The organism is Streptomyces sp. NBC_01012 (assembly GCF_045162755.1).
In the GTDB taxonomy this organism is placed as follows: Bacteria; Actinomycetota; Actinomycetes; order Streptomycetales; family Streptomycetaceae; genus Streptomyces.
Window position 1 is genome coordinate 5,094,638 of the sequence record NZ_CP108688.1, and the last position, 19,127, is coordinate 5,113,764.

Consider the following 19,127-nt stretch of genomic DNA (forward strand, 5'->3'; position numbering starts at 1 on the left):
CTCTCCTCACGAGGACTCTCTTCGCCGAGACACCGATGGCCGGTCACGAAATCCCTGAACCCGCAGACCGCAAGCAGGTAGCCGACCCCGGGTCGGAACCGCTGCCGGTCGTAGAATCGCGCCCTTCTTGCGACCCGGCCTTCCGGCACGGCGTCGTGGTCGGCTTCGACGGATCCATGTCCAGCGAGCGAGCCCTCGCGTACGCCATCGGTATGGCGTCCAGGCTGAGTTCCGGGCTGATCATCGTCCATGTGGCCAACCGGCTGCCGACCACCGTGTGGGCGGGCTGTGAGCCGCCCGTCTTCGTCGATGTGCCCGACCACCGCACCGAGGTCCTCGGCCTCGAGCTGGCCTGCGCGGACTATCTCACCGAGGTGCCCTGGGTGCTGGTGGAGCGCGGCGGGGACATCTGCCACGAGCTGGAGGAGGTCGGCCGCGAGTATTCGGCCGACGCGATCGTCGTCGGCTCGACGCACGGCATCGTGGGCCGGATCTTCGGATCCGTGGCCGGCCGCCTCGCGCGCCGCGCCCAGCGCCCGGTCATCGTCATTCCGTGAACGAGTACGCGAAACAGCCCCTGACGGTCCGTCGGGGGCTGTTTCGCGTATCCGGCTACTCGACCGTGACCGACTTCGCCAGGTTGCGCGGCTTGTCGATGTCACGGCCCATGGCCAGAGCCGTGTGATAGGCGAGCAGCTGAAGCGGGATGCCCATCAGGATCGGGTCCAGCTCGTTCTCGTTCTTCGGGACGACGATCGTGTGGTCGGCCTTCTCCTGCTCGCGGTGGGCGACGGCGAGGATGCGGCCGCTGCGGGCCTTGATCTCCTCCAGCGCGGCACGGTTCTTCTCCAGCAGGTCGTCGTCGGGGACGATCGCCACGGTGGGGAGCTCCGGCTCGATCAGCGCGAGGGGGCCGTGCTTGAGCTCCGACGCCGGATAGGCCTCGGCGTGGATGTAGGAGATCTCCTTGAGCTTCAGGGAGGCCTCAAGCGCGACGGGGTAGCCCCGGACGCGTCCGATGAACATCATCGACTGCGCGCCCGCGTACTCCTCGGCCAGCTTCTTGATCTCGTCCTCGGCTTCGAGGATCTGGCCGATCTGCTCGGGCAGCCTGCGCAGCCCCTCGATGATCCGCTTGCCGTCGGAGACCGACAGGTCACGGATGCGGCCCAGGTGCAGGGCGAGCAGCGCGAAGGCCACGACGGTGTTGGTGAAGCACTTGGTGGAGACGACGCAGACCTCGGGTCCCGCGTGGACGTACATCCCGCCGTCCGCCTCACGGGCGATCGCCGAGCCGACGACGTTCACGACGCCCAGGACGCGTGCGCCCTTGCGCTTGAGCTCCTGCACCGCGGCCAGTACGTCGTAGGTCTCACCGGACTGCGAGACGGCGACGTACAGGGTGTCGGGGTCCACGACCGGGTTGCGGTAGCGGAACTCCGAGGCGGGCTCCGCGTCAGCGGGGATGCGGGCCAGCTCCTCGATGAGGCCGGCGCCGATCAGACCCGCGTGGTACGAGGTGCCACAGCCGAGGATCTTGATCCGGCGGACCCCGCGCGCCTCGCGGGCGTCCAGGTTGAGGCCGCCGAGGTGCACGGTGGAGAAGCGGTCGTCGATGCGGCCCCGCAGCACGCGGTCCACGGCGTCGGCCTGCTCCGAGATCTCCTTGTGCATGTAGGTGTCGTGGCCGCCCATGTCGTACGACTCGGCCTCCCACTCCACGGTGGTCGGCGTGGCCGTCGTGGTGGAGCCCTCCGTGGTGTACGTACGGAAGTCGTCGGCCTTGAGGGTGGCCATCTCGCCGTCGTCCAGGGTGACGATCTGCCGGGTGTGCGTGACCAGGGCGGCCACGTCGGAGGCGACGAACATCTCCTTCTCGCCGATGCCGAGCACGACGGGGGAGCCGTTGCGGGCCACGACGATGCGGTCGTTGAAGTCGGAGTGCAGGACGGCGATGCCGTACGTGCCCTCGACGGACTTCAGCGCCTCGCGGACCTTCTCCTCCAGCGTGAGTGCCTGGGAGCGGGAGACCAGGTGGACCAGCACCTCGGTGTCGGTGTCGGAGAGGAAGACGACGCCGTCGGCGACGAGCTTCGCGCGGATCTCGGCGGCGTTGTCGATGATGCCGTTGTGGACGACGGCGACCTTGCCCTCCGCGTCCAGGTGCGGGTGCGCGTTCTCGTCGCTCGGGGCGCCGTGCGTGGCCCAGCGGGTGTGGGCGATGCCGGTGGTGCCGGCGAACCGCTTGGGTACGCGGGCCTCCAGCTCGCGGACCCGGCCCTTGGCCTTGACCATCCGCAGCGCGCCGGGCTTGCCCGCCGGTGCCTTGCCCGTGATGACGAGGCCGGCGGAGTCGTAGCCCCGGTACTCAAGACGCTGGAGGCCTTCCAGCAGCAGCGGCGCCACGTCGCGCCTTCCGATGTAACCGACGATCCCGCACATAGAGCTCTGCCCCTCCATCGACGTACCAAGGTCCGGTGCCCGGCCGTTCGCCCTGTTCAGCCGTAGACGATGCGGCGCAGCTGGCGGAGCGAGAGCTCCTGCGGCGCCACCGCGCGGTGCGGCAGTTCGGCCGCGATCCGCTCGAAGATCTCCGTGTTCACCAGGCCGCCCGCCTGCAACTCGCGGTGGCGGCGCCGGACGAAGTCCTCCGTCGTCTCGTCGAAGTACGCCAGCACGTCGAGGATCACCCGGGCCGCCTCGCCGCGCTGGAGCGCGGTGGAGCGTACGAGGTGGTCGATGAGGTCGTCATGCGAAGGGCGGCGTTCGAGCACGGGTCGATATTGCGTGGATCGGGGGCGCTATGCAAGAAATCTGCCCGATATCGGGCAGGATTCTCATCAAGTGAGGTCCGAATGGCCCAATTGTCCCGTATGGGAACTCCTGCGCTTGATGGATCGCATGCGCGTAACCGACCGCATGGTTTGGTTGAAGCGGATACCAGACCCTAAGCGGCCACCCGCGCCGCCTGCTCCCGCAGCTCCTCCTCGCTCAGCCCACGCCGCCAGTAGCCGACGAAGGTGATGCGCTTGCGGTCGAAACGCCGCTCCTGGACGAAGTGGCGGCGCAGCGCCTTGACCCCGGACGACTCGCCGGCGATCCAGACGTACGGGGCGTCGTCCCCGGGCAGCTCGGTGGCGCGCACGGCGTCCACGGCCGAGGGTGCGCCCTCGTCCCGTACGAGCCAGGTGATGTGCGCGTCGGCCTCGGTGCGGATCTCCAGCCGGTCCCCGGCGTGCGGGACCTCCAGCCAGACCCTGGCCTCCGTCCCGGCGGGCAGCCACTCGAGTGCCGCCGACGCGGCGGGCAGCGCCGTCTCGTCCGCGCAGATCAGGACAGTGGCGGCGTCCCGCGGTGGCTGGAAGCGGATCCCGTTGTTGTCCTCGCCGGTCGGGCCCAGCACGGTGAGCCGCTGCCCCGGGGCGGCGGCCTCGGCCCAGCGGCAGGCCGGCCCGCCGTCCCCGTGCAGCGCGAAGTCGATGTCGATCTCGGTCGAGCCGTCCTCGGCGTACCGCTGGGCGCGCACGGTGTAGGAGCGCATGATCGCCCGGACGTCCGGCGGCAGGGCCCGCCAGGCCGTGAACCACTCACCGTTCTCGTCGACCGGTACGACGGCCTCGTCCTGGCCGGGCTGCGGCAGGAAGATCGAGAGGCTCTGGTCCCGGCCCCCGGCGACGAAGCCGTCGCCTCCCGGCCCGCCGAGCGTGATGCGCTGCATGGTCGGGCTCAGCCTGCTGGTCCTCAGGACCGTCAGGTCGAAGAACCGGTAGGGGGCGACGGCGGATGCGGCGGCGGTCGTCATGCGGGGTCCTCCCGGGAACCGGAACGGCGGTGGCCCTGCCCGGAGTCGCTCCCGGCAGGGCCGGGGGGTCAGCTGACCTTCTTGGCCTTCTCGATGGCCTCGGCGAGCGCGTCGAGGATCGGTGCGCACTTGTCGTAGGAGTAGATGGGCTCCGTCGTACGCGGGATGACCTGGCCGGCCTTGACGGCGGGCAGCCGGACCCAGGTCGGCCTGGAAGTCAGGGCGTCGGGCTGAAGGGCCGACGAGCGGTTGTCCATCATGATGATGTCCGCGTCGTACGTGTCGACGTTCTCCCAGCTCAGCTCCTCGAAGAAGCCCGCCGAGTTGACCTTCGGCTCGACGAACTTCACGCCGAGCTCCTGGAAGTACAGGGTGTCGGCGGACATCTTGGCGAGGGACACGTAGAACAGATCCTGGCTGGCCGAGCCGATCATGACCTTGATCTCCGGCCGTGCCTTGGCGGCGGCGCGCAGCCGGGCCGCCGCCTTCTCGAACGCGGCCTTGGCGTCGGTGACCTGCTGGGACTTGACGTCGGCGCCGAGGGAGGCGGCGAGGTCCTCGTGGCGCTGGATCGCCTTCGGGACGGTGGTCTCCGCGGCCCACAGGGCGACGCTCGGGGCCAGCTCGAGGATCTTGTCCTTGGACTGGTCCGGCACGTACCAGAGGGCGTCCTTCTCCCACATGGCGGTGACGAGGAGATCGGGCGCGAGACCGGCGTACTTCTCGACGTTGAACTCGCCCCAGACGTTGCCGAGCAGCTCGACCTTGCTGATGTCGATGTCGCCGGCCTGCACGTCGGCCTTGCCGTCGGAGGTCTTCGTCGGGCCGAAGACGCCCTTGACCTCGATGCCGTAGTCATGGAGCGCGGCGGCGACGCCGATGAACGCGACGATGTTCTTCGGTACGGACCCGGCCTCGGCGGTCTGCCCACGGTCGTCCTTGAAGGACCAGGGGCCGGACTTCTCCGCACCTTGACCCGAGGCGGAGCTCTTCCCGTCGCCGTCGCCGCAGGCCGCGAGGACGGCACCGAGACCGACGGCGCCACCGGCGGCCAGCAGGCCGCGGCGGGAGAGTGGGCTGGTCCGGACGTTGGACATGAGTGGGTCTGCTTTCCTACGCGCCCTCCGGGGCGCCCGCTGACGATTCGAAGGAAGGCTAGCCTAACCTCACAGATCGCGGGAAGGGAGGGCGCGGAGACGGCCCCCCGGGCGCCCCCGGGCATGCCCGCGTTCAGCCGGTGAGGGGCTGGAGGCGGAGCATGCCGATGTCGGGGCACACCTTGGCGATCGTGCCGAAATCGTCGTCCACGTGGAGCACGGTGAGCCGGTGCTGCCGCGCTGTGAGGGCGACGAGGATGTCGATGGGCGAGGGGCCCCGGTGGTGGCCGATTCCGACGAGGTCCCGCTGCACCTCGATGATCCTCGGCCAGGGATCTTCGAGTGCGGGAACCCACCCGAAGGTCTGACCGAGCATCGTGAAAAACGGTTCGTGGTCCCGGTCGGTCCTGAGACCCGGCATGAGTTCGGACTCCACGGGCGGGCAGAGCGACACGAGCCCCTGGGCGACGCGTCGCGGCCAAGGTTCTCCCACCTGACGCCGCAGAAGGCGCCAGATGGCAGATGTATCGGCGAGGTAGGTCACAGCCCCGACCGCTCCCGTTCTTCGAGGACGTCGAAGTCCAGGAACTGGTCCGCATTGTCCTGCAGCCAGCGTAGGGATCGAGCTCGGTCATCCGCACTGACCGCAGCGGCTATCGTCAGCGCCCGGTTGATCGTCTCCCGCTTGGTCGACGTGCCGAGCTGCCGCTGGGCGAATGCCAGCATCTGATCGTCCACGTCCACGAGGGTCTTGGTCATGACGGACCTCCTGGGGTCGATGGATATATCCCTGCGGAGAGTATATCCATCGACCGCGCGTCAGGCGTTCATGCCCAGCTCCCGGGCGATCAGCATCCGCTGGACCTCGCTCGTGCCCTCGCCGATCTCCAGGATCTTGGAGTCGCGCCACATCCTGGCCACCGGGTACTCGTTCATGAAGCCGTACCCGCCGTGGATCTGCGTCGCCTCGCGGGCGTTGTCCACCGCCACCGTCGATGAGTACAGCTTCGCGATGGCCGCCTCCTTCTTGAACGGTTCGCCCGCCACCAGCCGGGACGCCGCGTCGCGCCAGCCGACCCTGGCCATGTGGGCCCGCGTCTCCATGTCCGCGATCTTGAACTGGATCGCCTGGTTGGTGCCGATCGGCTTCCCGAAGGCGTGCCGCTCCTTCGCGTACTTCAGGGACTCGTCCACACAGCCCTGCGCCAGGCCCGTCGACAGGGCCGAGATGGCGATCCGGCCCTCGTCCAGGATCCGCAGGAACTGCGCGTACCCGCGGCCCTCCTCGCCCAGCAGGTTCGCCGCGGGGACGCGGACGTCGGAGAAGGACAGCTCGCGGGTGTCCGAGGCGTTCCACCCGACCTTGGAGTACGGGGCGGCCACCGTGAAGCCGGGCGTGCCCGAGGGGACGATGATCGCGGAGATGCGCGGGGCGCCGTTCTCCTTGCGTCCGGTGACGGCCGTGACCGTGACCAGCTCTGTGATGTCCGTACCCGAGTTCGTGATGAAGCACTTGGAACCGTTGATCACCCACTCGCCGGTGGCCTCGTCCGGCACGGCGGTCGTCCGGGTGCCGCCCGCGTCCGAACCGCCGTCCGGCTCCGTCAGCCCGAAAGCGCCGAGCGCCTCGCCCGAGCAGAGCTTCGGCAGCCACCGCTGCTTCTGCTCCTCGGTACCGAAGCGGTACACCGGCATGGCGCCCAGCGAGACCCCGGCCTCCAGGGTGATCGCCACGGACGAGTCGACCCGGGCCAGCTCCTCCAGGGCGATCCCGAGCGCGAGATAGTCGCCGCCCATGCCGCCGTACTCCTCGGGGAAGGGCAGCCCGAACAGGCCCATCCGGCCCATCTCCCGCACGATCTCGTACGGGAACTCATGGCGCTCGTAGAAGTCGCCGATCTTCGGGGCGATCACATCGTGTGCGAACTCCTCGACGGTGCGGCGCAGTTCCTCGTGCTCGGCGGTCAGCCGGTGATCAAGGGACATGGGTGCTTTCACTCCTTGTGGGACAGCGCGCGGACGGTACGGGACGGGCTCGGACGGCCCAGTTGTTCGGCCATCCACACGCTGGTGGCGGTGAGTGCGCCGAGATCGACCCCGGTGTCGACACCGAGGCCGTCGAGCATCCACACGAGATCCTCGGTGGCGAGATTTCCGGTGGCGCTCTTCGCGTACGGGCAGCCGCCTAGGCCGCCCGCCGACGCGTCCACCGTCGTCACCCCGTGCTGGAGCGCGGCCAGGGTGTTGGAGAGCGCCTGGCCGTACGTGTCGTGGAAGTGCACCCCGATCGTGCCGGTGGGGACCCCCGCCTCGTTCAGCGCGGCCAGCAGCGCCGTCACATGGCCCGGGGTGGCCACGCCGATCGTGTCGCCGAGGGACAGCTCGTCGCAGCCGAGGTCCTCCAGCGCCTTCGCGACCCTGACGACCTGCGCGAGCGGCACGGCGCCCTCCCAGGGGTCGCCGAAGCACATCGACAGATAGCCGCGCACCCCGACGCCGGCCGCCTTCGCCCGGGCCACGACCGGCTCGAACATGGTGAGCGACTCGTCCACCGTGCGGTTGAGGTTGCGCGCGGCGAACGTCTCGGTCGCCGAGCCGAACACCGCGATCCGACGGGCACCGAGCGCGAGCGCCCGGTCCAGGCCGCGTTCGTTCGGCACGAGGACGGGCAGGGCCACGTCACCTGCGTCCACGAGGTCGTCGAGAAGCGGGAACAGCTGCTCGGCGTCCGCGAGTTGGGGTACCCACTTCGGGTGGACGAAGCTGGTGGCCTCGATCGTGGTGAGCCCCGCCCCGGCCAGCCGGTGGACGAACTCCGCCTTCACCTCCGTCGGCACGACGGTCTTCTCGTTCTGCAGCCCGTCGCGGGCGCCGACCTCATGGATACGGACCCGGGCCGGCAGTCCGGGCGCGGTCACCGTCATGGGCAGTCCGGTGTCGGTCACGCTTCCTCCCTCGGGGCCACCACGGCCAGGATCTGGTCCATGGCGACCGTGCTCCCCGCGGTGACGTCCAGCTCGGCGACCGTCCCGGCGTGCGGGGCGGAGATCACGTGCTCCATCTTCATCGCCTCGACGACCAGCAGGCTCTGCCCGGCCACCACCTCGTCTCCGACCGCCACCTTCACCACCGTGACCGTCCCGGGCATGGGCGCGGCGAGCGTGTCGGCGCCCGCGCGTGCGGCGCCGCTGAGGGAGGCCTCCACCGGGTCGTGGTCCTGGACGTGCCAGGTGTCCCCGTCCCGGCCGAGCCAGACGCCCTCCGGGGACGGCGCCCTGCTGAACGTGTGGGTCAGACCGTCGAGTTCGACGACGGCGCGCCGCCCGGACACCTCGACGAGACGGGACCGGTCCGCGCCGGGCAGCGACGGCACAGGACCGCAGGTGTCCGCGTGCCCCTCGCGGTCCCCGGCGTGGCCGAAGGACAGCGCTGCCGTGCCCCCGGCCCCTGTACGCAGCCCCACGCGCACCGGGTCATGGCCGGGTACGCGGAAGTGGTGGAAGGTCTCCGCCGGGGTGCCGCCCAGCCGCCAGCCGCTGGGCACCGAGAACGGATCGACCCAGCCGGCCGTGGGCGCGGGGGGCGGCTGCCGCAGCAGCGCCGCCGCCGCGTACACCTCCTCCGGCACCCCGTCCGGCACCAGGCCGTCCGCCTCCCGCTCCACCAGACCCGTGTCCAGATCGCCGGCCACCACCGCCGGGTGGGCCAGCAGCCGCCGCAGGAACCCGGCGTTCGTCGGCACGCCCAGCACCACCGTGTCCGCCAGTGCCGCCCGCAGCCGGCGCAGCGCGGTCGCCCGGTCGGGGCCGTACGCGATGACCTTCGACAGCATCGGGTCGTACGTGCTGCCGACCGGCACGCCCTCGCTGAGCCCCGAGTCCGTCCGCGCCCCGCCGCCCTGCGGCTCGTGCAGCGCGAGGACCGTGCCGCCGGACGGCAGGAAGCCGCGCGCCGGGTCCTCGGCGCAGACCCGGGCCTCGACGGCGTGCCCGGTGAGGGTGATGTCGGCCTGGTCGTAAGGCAGTTGGGCGCCGGATGCCACCCGCAGCTGCCACTCCACCAGGTCGAGCCCGGTGATCAGCTCGGTGACAGGGTGCTCGACCTGGAGGCGGGTGTTCATCTCCATGAAGTAGTACGAGGAGGGGTCGCTGCCCGGGACGATGAACTCGACCGTGCCCGCGCCGACATACCCGCAGGACCTGGCCGCCTGCACGGCCGCCTCACCCATCGCCGCACGGGTCGCCTCGTCGAGCAGGACCGAGGGCGCCTCCTCGATGATCTTCTGGTGGCGGCGCTGGAGCGAGCACTCGCGCTCGCCGAGATGGATCACGTTGCCGTGGCCGTCGGCCAGGACCTGGATCTCGATGTGGCGCGGCCGGTCGATCCACCGCTCCACCAGGAGTGTGTCGTCGCCGAAGGAGGCGCGTGCCTCGCGCCTGGCCGCCGCGATCTCGTCGGCGAGCAGCGTCTCGTCACGCACCAGCCGCATGCCCTTGCCGCCGCCGCCCGCCGAGGGCTTCAGCAGCACCGGCGTCCCGATCTCCCGCGCGGCCGAGGCGAGTTGGGCATCGGTGAGCCCGCTGCCCGAGGAGCCGGGCACCACCGGCACCCCGGCGGCGGCCACGGTCTCCTTGGCGCGGATCTTGTCGCCCATCAGCGAGATCGCCGAAGCGGGCGGGCCGATGAAGACCAGCCCCGCCTCCGCGCAGGCCTGCGCGAAGCCGGCGTTCTCCGCGAGGAAGCCGTACCCCGGGTGGACGGCCTCGGCGCCGGTGCGGCGGGCGGCGTCCAGCAGCCGCTCCACCGACAGATAGCTCTCCGCCGCGGGGGCCGGCCCGATCCGGACCGCCGTATCCGCCTCCCTGACGTGCCGGGCGTCCGCGTCGGCGTCGCTGAAGACGGCGACCGACCGCACCCCGAGCTCGCGCAGGGTCCGGATGACCCGGACCGCGATCTCGCCACGGTTGGCGACCAGAACAGTGCTGAACATGGAAGTCCTCACATCACATCCGGAAGACGCCGAACTGGGGGTCGCCCAGCGGGGCGTTGGCACACGCGGTCAGGGCGAGCCCCAGCACCTGCCGGGTCTCCGCCGGGTCGATCACACCGTCGTCCCAGAGCCGGGCGGTGGCGTAATAGGCGCTGCCCTGCTGCTCGTACTGCGCGCGGACCGGGTCCTTGAAGGCCTCTTCCTCCTCGGCGGGCCACTCCTCGCCACGGCCCTCGATCTGGTCGCGCTTGACGGTGGCCAGCACCGACGCGGCCTGCTCGCCGCCCATGACGGAGATCTTGGCGTTGGGCCACATCCACAGGAACCGCGGCGAATAGGCCCGGCCGCACATGGAGTAGTTCCCCGCGCCGTACGACCCGCCGACCACGACCGTCAGCTTCGGCACCCTGGTGCACGCCACGGCCGTGACCATCTTGGCGCCGTGCTTGGCGATGCCCCCCGCCTCGTAGTCCCGGCCGACCATGAAGCCGGAGATGTTCTGCAGGAACACCAGCGGGATGCCGCGCTGGTCGCACAGCTCGATGAAGTGGGCGCCCTTCTGGGCGGACTCCGAGAACAGGATGCCGTTGTTGGCGACGATGCCGACGGGGTGGCCGTGGATCCGGGCGAAGCCGGTGACCAGCGTCTGGCCGTACTCCGCCTTGAACTCCTGGAAGCGGGAGCCGTCCACCACCCGGGCGATGACCTCCCGTACGTCGTAAGGCGTACGCGAGTCGACGGGCACCGCGCCGTACAGCCCGAAGGGGTCCGCCTTCGGCTCGTCGACGGGCTCCACGGACCAGGGGAGCGGGCCGCGCCCGGGGAGCGTCGCGACGATGTTCCGCACGATCCGCAGCGCGTGCGCGTCGTCCTCGGCGAGGTGGTCGGTGACCCCGGACGTACGGGAGTGGACCTCGCCGCCGCCCAGCTCCTCCGCCGTCACGACCTCACCGGTGGCCGCCTTCACCAGCGGCGGGCCGCCGAGGAAGATCGTGCCCTGGTTGCGGACGATGACGGCCTCGTCGCTCATCGCCGGGACGTACGCCCCGCCCGCCGTGCAGGAGCCGAGCACGGCGGCGATCTGCGGGATGCCCGCGCCCGACATCCTGGCCTGGTTGTAGAAGATCCGCCCGAAGTGGTCCCGGTCGGGGAAGACCTCGTCCTGCATCGGGAGGAACGCGCCTCCCGAGTCCACCAGATACAGGCACGGCAGCCGGTTCTCCAGGGCCACCTCCTGGGCGCGCAGATGCTTCTTCACCGTCATCGGGTAGTACGTCCCGCCCTTGACGGTCGCGTCATTGGCGACGATCACGCACTCACGGCCGCTGACCCGCCCGATCCCGGCGATCACCCCGGCGGCCGGTGCGGCGCCCCCGTACAGTCCATCCGCCGCGAGCGGTGCCAGCTCCAGGAAGGGGGAGCCCGGATCGAGCAGCGCGTCCACCCGCTCCCGGGGCAGCAGCTTGCCACGCGCCACATGCCGGGCGCGGGCCTTCTCACCCCCGCCGAGCCGTGCCGTGGCGAGCCGCGTGCGCAGCTCGTCGGTGAGCGCGTGATGCGCCGCCTCGTTGGCCTGCCAGGCCTCCGAGGCGGGATCGGCCGCGCTCACCAGGACCGGTGCCTGCTGCATCCTGTCGAGCCCCCTTGCCCGTACCGCCGTAGTCGATCGGAGTTAATGAGCGTTAACGCGTGACGCCTCAGGTTAACGAGCGCTAACCCGCCTGTCTAGAATGAATCCTCATGAGCACCCATGCCACCGCCCGTGTCGCGGCTCCCACCCGGCGCGAGCAGATCCTCCGAGAGGCGGCCCGTCTCTTCGCCGAGCGCGGCTTCCACGGTGTCGGGGTCGACGAGATAGGGGCGGCGGTCGGCATCAGCGGCCCCGGCCTCTACCGCCACTTCCCGGGCAAGGACGCGATGCTCGCCGAGCTGCTCGTCGGCATCAGTGAGCGCCTGCTGGCCGGCGGGAAGCTCCGCGTCACCGAGGGCGGTGCCTCCGGCGGCGGCTCCCCGGACGCCCTCCTGGACGCCCTCATCGAGGGCCACATCGACTTCGCCCTCGACGACCGCCCCCTGATCACCCTCCACGACCGCGAGCTCGACCGGCTGCGTGACACCGACCGCAAGCGCGTGCGCCAGCTCCAGCGGCAGTACGTGGAGGTCTGGGTCGAGGCCGTACGCGCCCGCTACCCGGCCCTCCCGGAGAACGAGGCCCGGGTCACCGTCCACGCGGTGTTCGGCCTGCTGAACTCCACCCCCCATCTGACCCGGCCCGAGGCGCTCCCCGACCGGGCGGCCACGGCGGCCCTGCTGCACCGGCTGGCGCGGGGCGCCTTCGCGGCGGCCGCGTCGTAGATCCAGGGCCGGCCGGGCACCGTTCCGGCCGGAGGATCCCGACGTACGAGACACCGGGCACACAGCGCCCCGACGACGGCACAATGGGTGCATGCCGATACCCAGCCGCGCCGCCCTCGTCGAGCACCTCGTCCGCACCCGTATCGCGGGCGACGTCGCCACCCCCCGCGACAACAACCTCTCCCACTACCGCCAGCTCGCCAACGGCAACCGCCATTTCTGGCTGGGTCTGGAGCTCGGCGACCGGTGGTCGGACGAGCAGGACGTGCTGGCCGTGATGGCCGAGAGATGCGGTGTCAGCGACGACCCCGAGCACCGGCAGGGCCAGGACACCATCGACCCCGAGCTGACGGTGGACGGCCTGGACCGGATGGCCGCCAGGCTGCGGAAGGCCGCCGCTGACGGCGAACGCGTCCTGGTCGCGACAGGGCACCCGGGCGGGCTGCTCGATGTGCACCGCAGGACCGCGGACGCCCTGCGGTCGGCGGGCTGCGAGATCGTGAAGATCCCCGGCGGTCTGATGGCGCCCGACGAGGGCATGGTCTTCCAGTTCGCCGACGTCGCCGTGCTGGAGCGCGGCGCGACCCTGTGGCACACGCACTCGCCGGTCCCGATGACCGCCATCCTGGACGGCCTGGAGCGCGAGGGCCGCCCGCTGCCCGACCTGGTCGTGGCCGACCACGGCTGGGCGGGCTGCGCCGGGCAGCGCGGGATCGACTCGATCGGCTACGCGGACTCCAACGACCCCGCGCTGTTCCTCGGAGAGGCGGAGGGCACCGTCCAGGTCACCGTGCCGCTGGACGACCATGTGGCCGACCCGCGCTACTACGACCCGATGACCGACTACCTGCTCGACGCGGCCGGGCTGCTGCCCTCCGTCGACCGGGCGTAGCGCGCGGCCAGTTCCCGCAGGTGGGTGACGAGCTCGGCCGGCTCCGTCACCGTGAAGCCGAAGCCGAGCATGCCCAGATGGACGGCGAGCGTGTCCAGGGAGTCGGCTCCGGTGTCCAGGACGCAGGTCTCCTCGTCGACGGTCTCGACCGTGCCCACGGCCGGGTTGATCCGCTCCAGCACCGCGGCTGCGGGGGCGTGGACCGTCACCCGGGCGCGGTGGCGCCAGGCGGCGGCCGACGCCTGCCCCGCGACGTACACGGCCGCGTTGCCTTCGGGGTCGGCGCGGGGCTCGAAGCGCGGTCCGGCCGGCAGTCCGGGGGCGAGCCGGTCCACGCGGAAGGTCCGCCAGGCGTCGCGGTCGACGTCCCACGCCACGAGATACCAGCGGCGGTCCCAGTTCACGACGCGCTGCGGCTCCACCAGACGGCGCGACGACGCACCCGAGTGGTTCCGGTAGTCCAGGCGCAGGCGCTCGTGGTCACGGCAGGCGGCCGTGAGCGTCATCAGCAGCTCCGGGTCGGTCTCCGGCACGGGCCGGTCCAGCTCCACCGGCACGGCGTACTGCTGGAGCGCGCGGACCCGCCGGCGAAGACGCGACGGCAGGATCTGTTCCAGCTTGGCGAGCGTACGGCTCGCCGTCTCCTCCATCCCGGCCAGCGAGCTACGCGCCACATTGCTCAGGGCGACCGTGACCGCGACGGCCTCGTCGTCCTCCAGGAGCAGCGGGGGCATCGCGCTGCCCGCGGCGAGCCGGTAGCCGCCCGTCGACCCGCGGGTGGCGTCCACCGGATAGCCGAGTGCCCGGAGCCGTTCGATGTCGTTGCGCACGGTCCGGCTGCTCACCCCGAGCCGGTCGGCGAGCTCGGATCCCGGCCAGTCGCGGGGCGACTGGAGCAGGGAGAGCAGCCGCAGCAGACGTGCGGAGGTTTCCAGCATGCGTGGTGGTCCGCCGTCCGAATAGGAAAGAACCGTGCCTATATCACACCTATGATTTCACCTATGGAGAACAGCAGCAAGACCGCAGCCGCGGACAGTTCCGTCCGCCCCTTCCGGGTCGACATTCCGCAGGCGGACCTCGACGATCTGCGTGAGCGTCTGGCCCGGACCCGCTGGAGCACCGGCGTCCAGGGCGTCGACGACTGGTCGCGAGGCGTCCCCGCCGGTTATCTGAAGGAGCTCGCCGCGTACTGGGCGGACGGCTTCGACTGGCGCAAGGCGGAGGCCCGGCTGAACGAGATCCCGCAGTACGTCACGGAGATCGACGGGCAGGACATCCACTTCGCGCACGTCCGCTCCGACAACGCCGGCGCCACGCCCCTGCTGCTGATCCACGACTGGCCCGGCTCGTTCGTCCAGTTCATCGACGTCATAGAGCCGCTCTCGCGGGACTTCCACCTCGTCGTCACCTCGACGCCCGGCGTCGGCTTCTCCGGACCGCTGACCTCGACGGGCTGGAACAACGGCCGCATCGCAGCGGCCTTCACCACGCTCATGTCCCGCCTGGGCTACGGGCGTTACGGAGTCCAGGGCAACGGCGGCGGCGCCTGGATCGCCGGCGAGATGGGCCGGATCGACCCCGAGCATGTGGCGGGTGTCCACGTCAACGGCCTGGTCACCTTCCCCTCGGACGACCCCGCCGACTTCGCCGGGCTCACCGAGGGCGAACAGACCCGGCTGGAGCGCCTCCAGTACTTCCGCGACCACATGATGGGCTTCAACGTCCTCCAGTCGACCCGCCCCGAGACGGTGGCCTACGGACTGAACGACTCGCCCGTGGGCCAGCTCGCCTGGATCGTCGAGAAGTTCAAGGAGTGGACGGACACGGCGAAGGAGCTGCCCGAGGACGCCGTGGACCGCGACACCCTGCTCACCAACGTCAGCCTGTACTGGTTCACCGGCACGGCGGGGTCCTCGGCCCACCTCTACTACGAGACGGCCCACGACCCGGGCGCACGGACCCCCAAGGAGCGCGGCACCGTCCCCACCGCCGTGGTCGTCGCCCTCCCCTCCGACGTGGCGATCCGCCGCTACGCCGAGCGCGACCACCAGGTCGTGCGCTGGACCGAATTCGAGCGCGGCGGCAACTTCCTCTCCCTGGAGCAGCCGGAACTCCTGGCCGACGACGTACGGGAGTTCTTCGCGGACCTCGGCTGACAGCACCGCCCGTGACAGGCACTCAGCCGCGGGCGCGCGCCGCCGACCGTTGCGCGCGCCCCGGCGTCGGGTCCAGGTACACCCGCTGGATCGACGGGTAGCGCTCCCGCAGCTGCTCCTCCGCCTCCTCGCAGGCCCACTCGATCTGCTCGGCCGTCGACGCGTCCCTGAAGTCGATCTTCGCGGCGATCAGCAGCTCCGAAGGGCCCTGGATCAGCGTGGTCAGCTCCAGCACCTCGATGATGTGCGGCACGGACAGCAGCTCGTCGCGCACCCCGGCGCGCATCTCGGGCGGGAGCGGACGGCCCACCAGCAGCTGGGCGTTGGACCGGCAGAGCACCCAGGCGACGTACACCAGCAGTACGCCGATGAGCATCGAGGCGATCCCGTCCCAGAGCCCGGAGCCGGTGAGCTGCCCGCCGAGCAGCCCGCCGGCCGCCAGCAGAAGACCCGCCAGGGCGGCGGAGTCCTCCATCACCACGGCCTTGACCGCCGTGTCGGGGGTCCGGCGCAGATAGCGCGGCGCGGGCATCCGCAGCCGCGCGGCCTCCCCGCGCACCTGCCGGACCCCGGTGCGCAGCGAGAAGCCCTCCAGCAGGAAGGCGACCGCGAGCACGAGGTAGGAGACGAGCGGATCACCGAGCTCCTCACCCTTCACCAGGGTGTGGATGCCGTCGTACAGGGAGAACACCGCGCCGCCGACGAACGTCGCGACGGCGGCGAGCATCGCCCAGATGTAGCGCTCGGGGCCGTAGCCCAGCGGATGGTCCTCGTCGGCGGGCTTCTCGCTGCGCTTGAGCGCGGTGAGGAGCATGAGCTCGGTGACCGTGTCGGCGACCGAGTGCGCGGCCTCCGACAGCATCGCGCTCGAACCGCTGATCAGCCCCGCCACCAGCTTCGCCACCGCGATACCGAGATTGGCGGCGGCCGCGACGACGACGGTGGTCGTGGACTCGCCGCCACCGGCCTCGTCGTCACCCGTGGCGTCACTCCCGGCAGCACCCCTGGCGTCACTCATGAGGGGCAGTATGTCCGAATGTGCGGCCTCAGTCCCTCGGGACGCGGACCAGGCCCTCCTGGATGACCGTGATGGCCAGCTTCCCGTCGGCCGTCCAGATCCTGGCCTGGCCGAGACCGCGCCCGCCGGACGAGGAGGGCGACTCCTGGTCGTACAGCAGCCACTCGTCCGCGCGGAAGGGACGGTGGAACCACATCGCGTGGTCGAGGCTGGCGCCCACCACGTCACCGACCGCCCAGCCGCCGCGGCCGTGGGCCAGCAGCACCGAGTCCAGCAGGGTCATGTCGGAGACGTACGTCGCCATGCAGACGTGCAGCAGCGGGTCGTCCGCGAGCTTGCCCCGCGTCCTGAACCAGACCTGGGAGCGCGGCTCACGCGGCTCTCCGGCGGTGGCGAACGGCGGGGCGTCGACATAGCGCAGGTCGACCGCGGCGCGGGACTCCAGCAGCCGGTCCACCACGCGCGGGTCGGAGAAGCGGTCCGCGTACCCGGGCAGCATCTCCTCGGCCGTCGGCAGGGTCTCGGGGTCCGGGGCCTGGGGCATGACGGCCTGGTGGTCCATCCCCTCCTCGTGCGCCTGGAACGACGCCGAGAGGTGGAAGATCGGCTTGCCGTGCTGGACGGCGACGACCCGCCGGGTGGTGAAGGACCGCCCGTCGCGGATCCGGTCCACGCTGTAGACGATCGGCGCGCCCGGGTCCCCTGGGCGCAGGAAGTACGCGTGGAGGGAGTGGGCACCCCGGTCGTCGGGGACCGTGCGCCCGGCGGCGACCAGGGCCTGGGCCGCGACCTGGCCGCCGAAGACACGGGGCACGACCGCCGAACGGCTCGTGCCCCGGAAGATGTCCTGCTCGATCCGCTCCAGGTCGAGCAGATCGAGCAGCGATTCGAGTGCTTCGCTCATGGAAGGAACGTAGCCGCTCTCAGAGACCCATGGACTTGGCGATGATCGACTTCATGACCTCGCTCGTGCCGCCGTAGATGCGGTTGACCCGGTTGTCCGTGTAGAGACGGGCGATCGGGTACTCGTTCATGAAGCCGTAGCCGCCGTGCAGCTGGAGGCAGCGGTCGATCACGCGGTGCGCGACCTCGGTGCAGAACAGCTTCGCCGACGCGGCCTCGGCGGGGGTGAGTTCACCGGCGTCCAGGGCCTCGATCGCCCGGTCGCAGACGGCCTCGGCGGCGTCGACCTCGGCCTTGCAGGCGGCCAGTTCGAACTTGGTGTTCTGGAAGGACGCGACGGTCTTGCCGAAGACGGTGCGGTCCTGCGTGTACTGCTGGGCGAACCGCACGGCGGCGGCGGCCTGCGCGTACGCGCCGACGGCGATGCCCAGGCGCTCCTGCGGGAGGTTCTGGCCGAGGTAGGAGAAGCCCTTGTTCTCCTCGCCCAGCAGGTCGTCGACGGGCACCTTGACGTCCACGAAGGCCAGTTCGGCGGTGTCGGAGACCTTCAGGCCCAGCTTGTCGAGCTTGCGGCCGACCGAGTAGCCCTCGGACTTGGTGTCGACCACCAGGAGCGAGATGCCGTGGCGGCGGTCGTCGGGCTTCGGGGCGTCCGTGCGGGCGCAGACGATGACCTTGTCGGCGTGCACACCCCCGGTGATGAAGGTCTTGGCGCCGTTGAGGACGTAGTGCGTGCCGTCCTCGGAGAGCTTGGCGGTGGTCTTCATGCCGGCCAGGTCCGAACCCGTGCCGGGCTCGGTCATCGCTATCGCGTACATCGACTTGCCCGAGACGAAGTCCGGCAGCCAGCGCTTCTTCTGCGCCTCGGTGGCGTACGCCTTGAGGTAGGGCAGGCAGAGCAGGACGTGCACCCCGGAGCCGCCGAAGGAGATGCCCGCGCGGGCGGTCTCCTCGTACAGGATCGCTTCGAACTTGAAGGACTCGATGCCCGCGCCGCCGTACTCCTCGGGCACCTCGATGCCGAAGATGCCCAGCTCGGCGAGCTTGTAGTAGAAGTCGCGGGGCGCCTGGCCCTCGGTGAACCACTCGTCGTAGACGGGGACGACCTCGGCCTCGATGAAGGCGCGGATGGTCTCCCGGAACGCCTCGTGGTCCTCGTTGTAAACCGTACGGCGCACGGGGTGCCTCCTGGTGGCAGCTTCAGTGTCAGCTTCGGTCGCAGTGGCTAAGCGCTTGCTCAGTCCTGGTCAAAAGTTACCCGGCGGTCACGGTGGCTGTCCAGGGTGATGCTCGGCACGCCTTCTCCCCGGTGTGTCCGGTCGCTGAGCGTGGCCGGTCGGAGCGCTGTGTACGCCTCGATGGCGGGCTGTGGCAGGCGGGCGCACAGTGAAATGAGGAGCCGGCGAGGACGGCGAGTCTCCCCGCCGCATCAACTCATCGCGAGGTAGTCATGGCTGAGGAGAACCAGGGCAGGAACGGACGTGGCACGACGACCATCGCTGACGGTGTCGTGGCCACCATCGCCGGAATCGCCATCCGGGAGACCGAGGGCGTGCATTCGGTCGGCCGGGGTGCGTCGAAGGCCATGGGTGCGGTCGGCGGACTGAGGTCGGGGTCCTCGGGGGCGGGGCGCGCCGTCAAGGTGGAAGTGGGCGAGAAGCAGGCCGCGATCGATGTCGACGTCGAGGTGGAGTACGGCGTCGCGATCCATGAACTGGCCGAGCGGATCAGGAGCCAGGCGAAGAACGCGGTGGAGTCGATGACCGGTCTCGACGTCGTCGAGGTCAATATCCATGTCTTCGACGTCCATGTCCCTGACGACGACGATGACGAGGACGAGGAGGACCGCGACCGGGCGTCCGCACGCGTGCGGTGACGGTCCGAGCCCGCCGGCGGTATGTGTCGTCGGCGGCG

The 19,127-nt window shown here is 70.7% G+C and carries 19 protein-coding genes; 5 read left to right on the forward strand and 14 right to left on the reverse strand.

The window, feature by feature from the left end; genetic code table 11:
* The first annotated feature begins 35 nt into the window (after window positions 1-35).
* Window positions 36-557, forward strand: coding sequence for a universal stress protein (locus tag OG623_RS22875; RefSeq protein ID WP_406148862.1), 522 nt, complete (start codon window positions 36-38; stop codon window positions 555-557).
* Between the two features lie 55 nt (window positions 558-612).
* Here OG623_RS22875 and glmS read toward each other — a convergent pair whose 3' ends face one another.
* The 10 genes from glmS to OG623_RS22925 all read right to left on the reverse strand — a co-directional run bounded on the left by glmS (window position 613) and on the right by OG623_RS22925 (window position 11,519).
* Window positions 613-2,442 (reverse strand): glutamine--fructose-6-phosphate transaminase (isomerizing), encoded by a 1,830-nt coding sequence (gene glmS, locus OG623_RS22880; protein ID WP_406148863.1) that lies wholly within the window; start codon window positions 2,440-2,442, stop codon window positions 613-615.
* A gap of 56 nt (window positions 2,443-2,498) precedes the next feature.
* Entirely contained in the window at window positions 2,499-2,774 is a 276-nt protein-coding gene (locus OG623_RS22885; protein WP_406148864.1) for a hypothetical protein, read from the reverse strand.
* A 173-nt stretch (window positions 2,775-2,947) separates the two neighbouring features.
* On the reverse strand, window positions 2,948-3,802 hold the full coding sequence (locus OG623_RS22890) for a siderophore-interacting protein (protein WP_406148866.1): 855 nt from the start codon (window positions 3,800-3,802) through the stop codon (window positions 2,948-2,950).
* Between the two features lie 68 nt (window positions 3,803-3,870).
* Window positions 3,871-4,899 carry an ABC transporter substrate-binding protein gene (locus OG623_RS22895; protein WP_406148867.1) on the reverse strand — a complete coding sequence of 343 codons (1,029 nt, stop codon included), beginning with the start codon at window positions 4,897-4,899 and terminating at the stop codon, window positions 3,871-3,873.
* Between the two features lie 133 nt (window positions 4,900-5,032).
* The gene (locus OG623_RS22900) at window positions 5,033-5,443 is read right to left on the reverse strand and encodes a PIN domain nuclease (RefSeq protein ID WP_406148868.1); all 411 of its coding nucleotides are present in this window, start codon (window positions 5,441-5,443) and stop codon (window positions 5,033-5,035) included.
* Window positions 5,440-5,658, reverse strand: coding sequence for a type II toxin-antitoxin system VapB family antitoxin (locus OG623_RS22905; protein WP_406148870.1), 219 nt, complete (start codon window positions 5,656-5,658; stop codon window positions 5,440-5,442). The genes OG623_RS22900 and OG623_RS22905 overlap by 4 nt, the downstream gene beginning before the upstream one ends.
* A gap of 60 nt (window positions 5,659-5,718) precedes the next feature.
* Window positions 5,719-6,885 (reverse strand): acyl-CoA dehydrogenase family protein, encoded by a 1,167-nt coding sequence (locus OG623_RS22910; RefSeq protein ID WP_406148871.1) that lies wholly within the window; start codon window positions 6,883-6,885, stop codon window positions 5,719-5,721.
* 8 nt (window positions 6,886-6,893) lie between these two features.
* Complete coding sequence (locus tag OG623_RS22915; protein WP_406148872.1) at window positions 6,894-7,844, reverse strand: hydroxymethylglutaryl-CoA lyase; 951 nt, start codon at window positions 7,842-7,844, stop codon at window positions 6,894-6,896.
* On the reverse strand, window positions 7,841-9,889 hold the full coding sequence (locus tag OG623_RS22920) for a biotin carboxylase N-terminal domain-containing protein (protein ID WP_406148873.1): 2,049 nt from the start codon (window positions 9,887-9,889) through the stop codon (window positions 7,841-7,843). Before OG623_RS22920 ends, OG623_RS22915 begins: the two co-directional genes overlap by 4 nt.
* Before the next feature lie 13 nt (window positions 9,890-9,902).
* Window positions 9,903-11,519: a carboxyl transferase domain-containing protein gene (locus tag OG623_RS22925; protein WP_406148874.1), complete on the reverse strand. Its 1,617-nt coding sequence runs from the start codon at window positions 11,517-11,519 to the stop codon at window positions 9,903-9,905.
* 110 nt (window positions 11,520-11,629) lie between these two features.
* Here OG623_RS22925 and OG623_RS22930 point away from each other — a divergent pair, with 110 nt between their 5' ends.
* Complete coding sequence (locus OG623_RS22930) at window positions 11,630-12,244, forward strand: TetR/AcrR family transcriptional regulator (RefSeq protein WP_406148875.1); 615 nt, start codon at window positions 11,630-11,632, stop codon at window positions 12,242-12,244.
* A 91-nt stretch (window positions 12,245-12,335) separates the two neighbouring features.
* On the forward strand, window positions 12,336-13,136 hold the full coding sequence (locus tag OG623_RS22935) for a phosphatase (RefSeq protein WP_406148876.1): 801 nt from the start codon (window positions 12,336-12,338) through the stop codon (window positions 13,134-13,136).
* On the opposite strand, the gene OG623_RS22940 is transcribed toward OG623_RS22935, so the two are convergent.
* Window positions 13,088-14,074 (reverse strand): helix-turn-helix transcriptional regulator, encoded by a 987-nt coding sequence (locus tag OG623_RS22940; protein ID WP_406148877.1) that lies wholly within the window; start codon window positions 14,072-14,074, stop codon window positions 13,088-13,090. The genes OG623_RS22935 and OG623_RS22940 overlap by 49 nt on opposite strands.
* A gap of 63 nt (window positions 14,075-14,137) precedes the next feature.
* On the opposite strand from OG623_RS22940, the gene OG623_RS22945 reads away from it, so the two are divergent.
* Window positions 14,138-15,292, forward strand: a complete 1,155-nt coding sequence (locus OG623_RS22945) for an epoxide hydrolase family protein (protein WP_406148879.1) — start codon at window positions 14,138-14,140, stop codon at window positions 15,290-15,292.
* Window positions 15,293-15,314: 22 nt separating this feature from the next.
* Here OG623_RS22945 and OG623_RS22950 read toward each other — a convergent pair whose 3' ends face one another.
* From OG623_RS22950 to OG623_RS22960, 3 genes are read right to left on the reverse strand one after another with little or no spacing between them, the layout of a single operon-like run.
* The gene (locus tag OG623_RS22950; RefSeq protein WP_406148881.1) at window positions 15,315-16,310 is read right to left on the reverse strand and encodes a cation diffusion facilitator family transporter; all 996 of its coding nucleotides are present in this window, start codon (window positions 16,308-16,310) and stop codon (window positions 15,315-15,317) included.
* Window positions 16,311-16,338: 28 nt separating this feature from the next.
* Entirely contained in the window at window positions 16,339-17,214 is an 876-nt protein-coding gene (locus OG623_RS22955; protein WP_406148882.1) for an acyl-CoA thioesterase, read from the reverse strand.
* 19 nt (window positions 17,215-17,233) lie between these two features.
* A complete protein-coding gene (locus OG623_RS22960) occupies window positions 17,234-18,391 on the reverse strand; it encodes an acyl-CoA dehydrogenase family protein (protein ID WP_406148883.1) in 1,158 nt (385 codons plus the stop codon).
* A gap of 272 nt (window positions 18,392-18,663) precedes the next feature.
* Here OG623_RS22960 and OG623_RS22965 point away from each other — a divergent pair, with 272 nt between their 5' ends.
* The gene (locus OG623_RS22965) at window positions 18,664-19,089 is read left to right on the forward strand and encodes an Asp23/Gls24 family envelope stress response protein (RefSeq protein WP_406148885.1); all 426 of its coding nucleotides are present in this window, start codon (window positions 18,664-18,666) and stop codon (window positions 19,087-19,089) included.
* Window positions 19,090-19,127 lie beyond the last annotated feature (38 nt).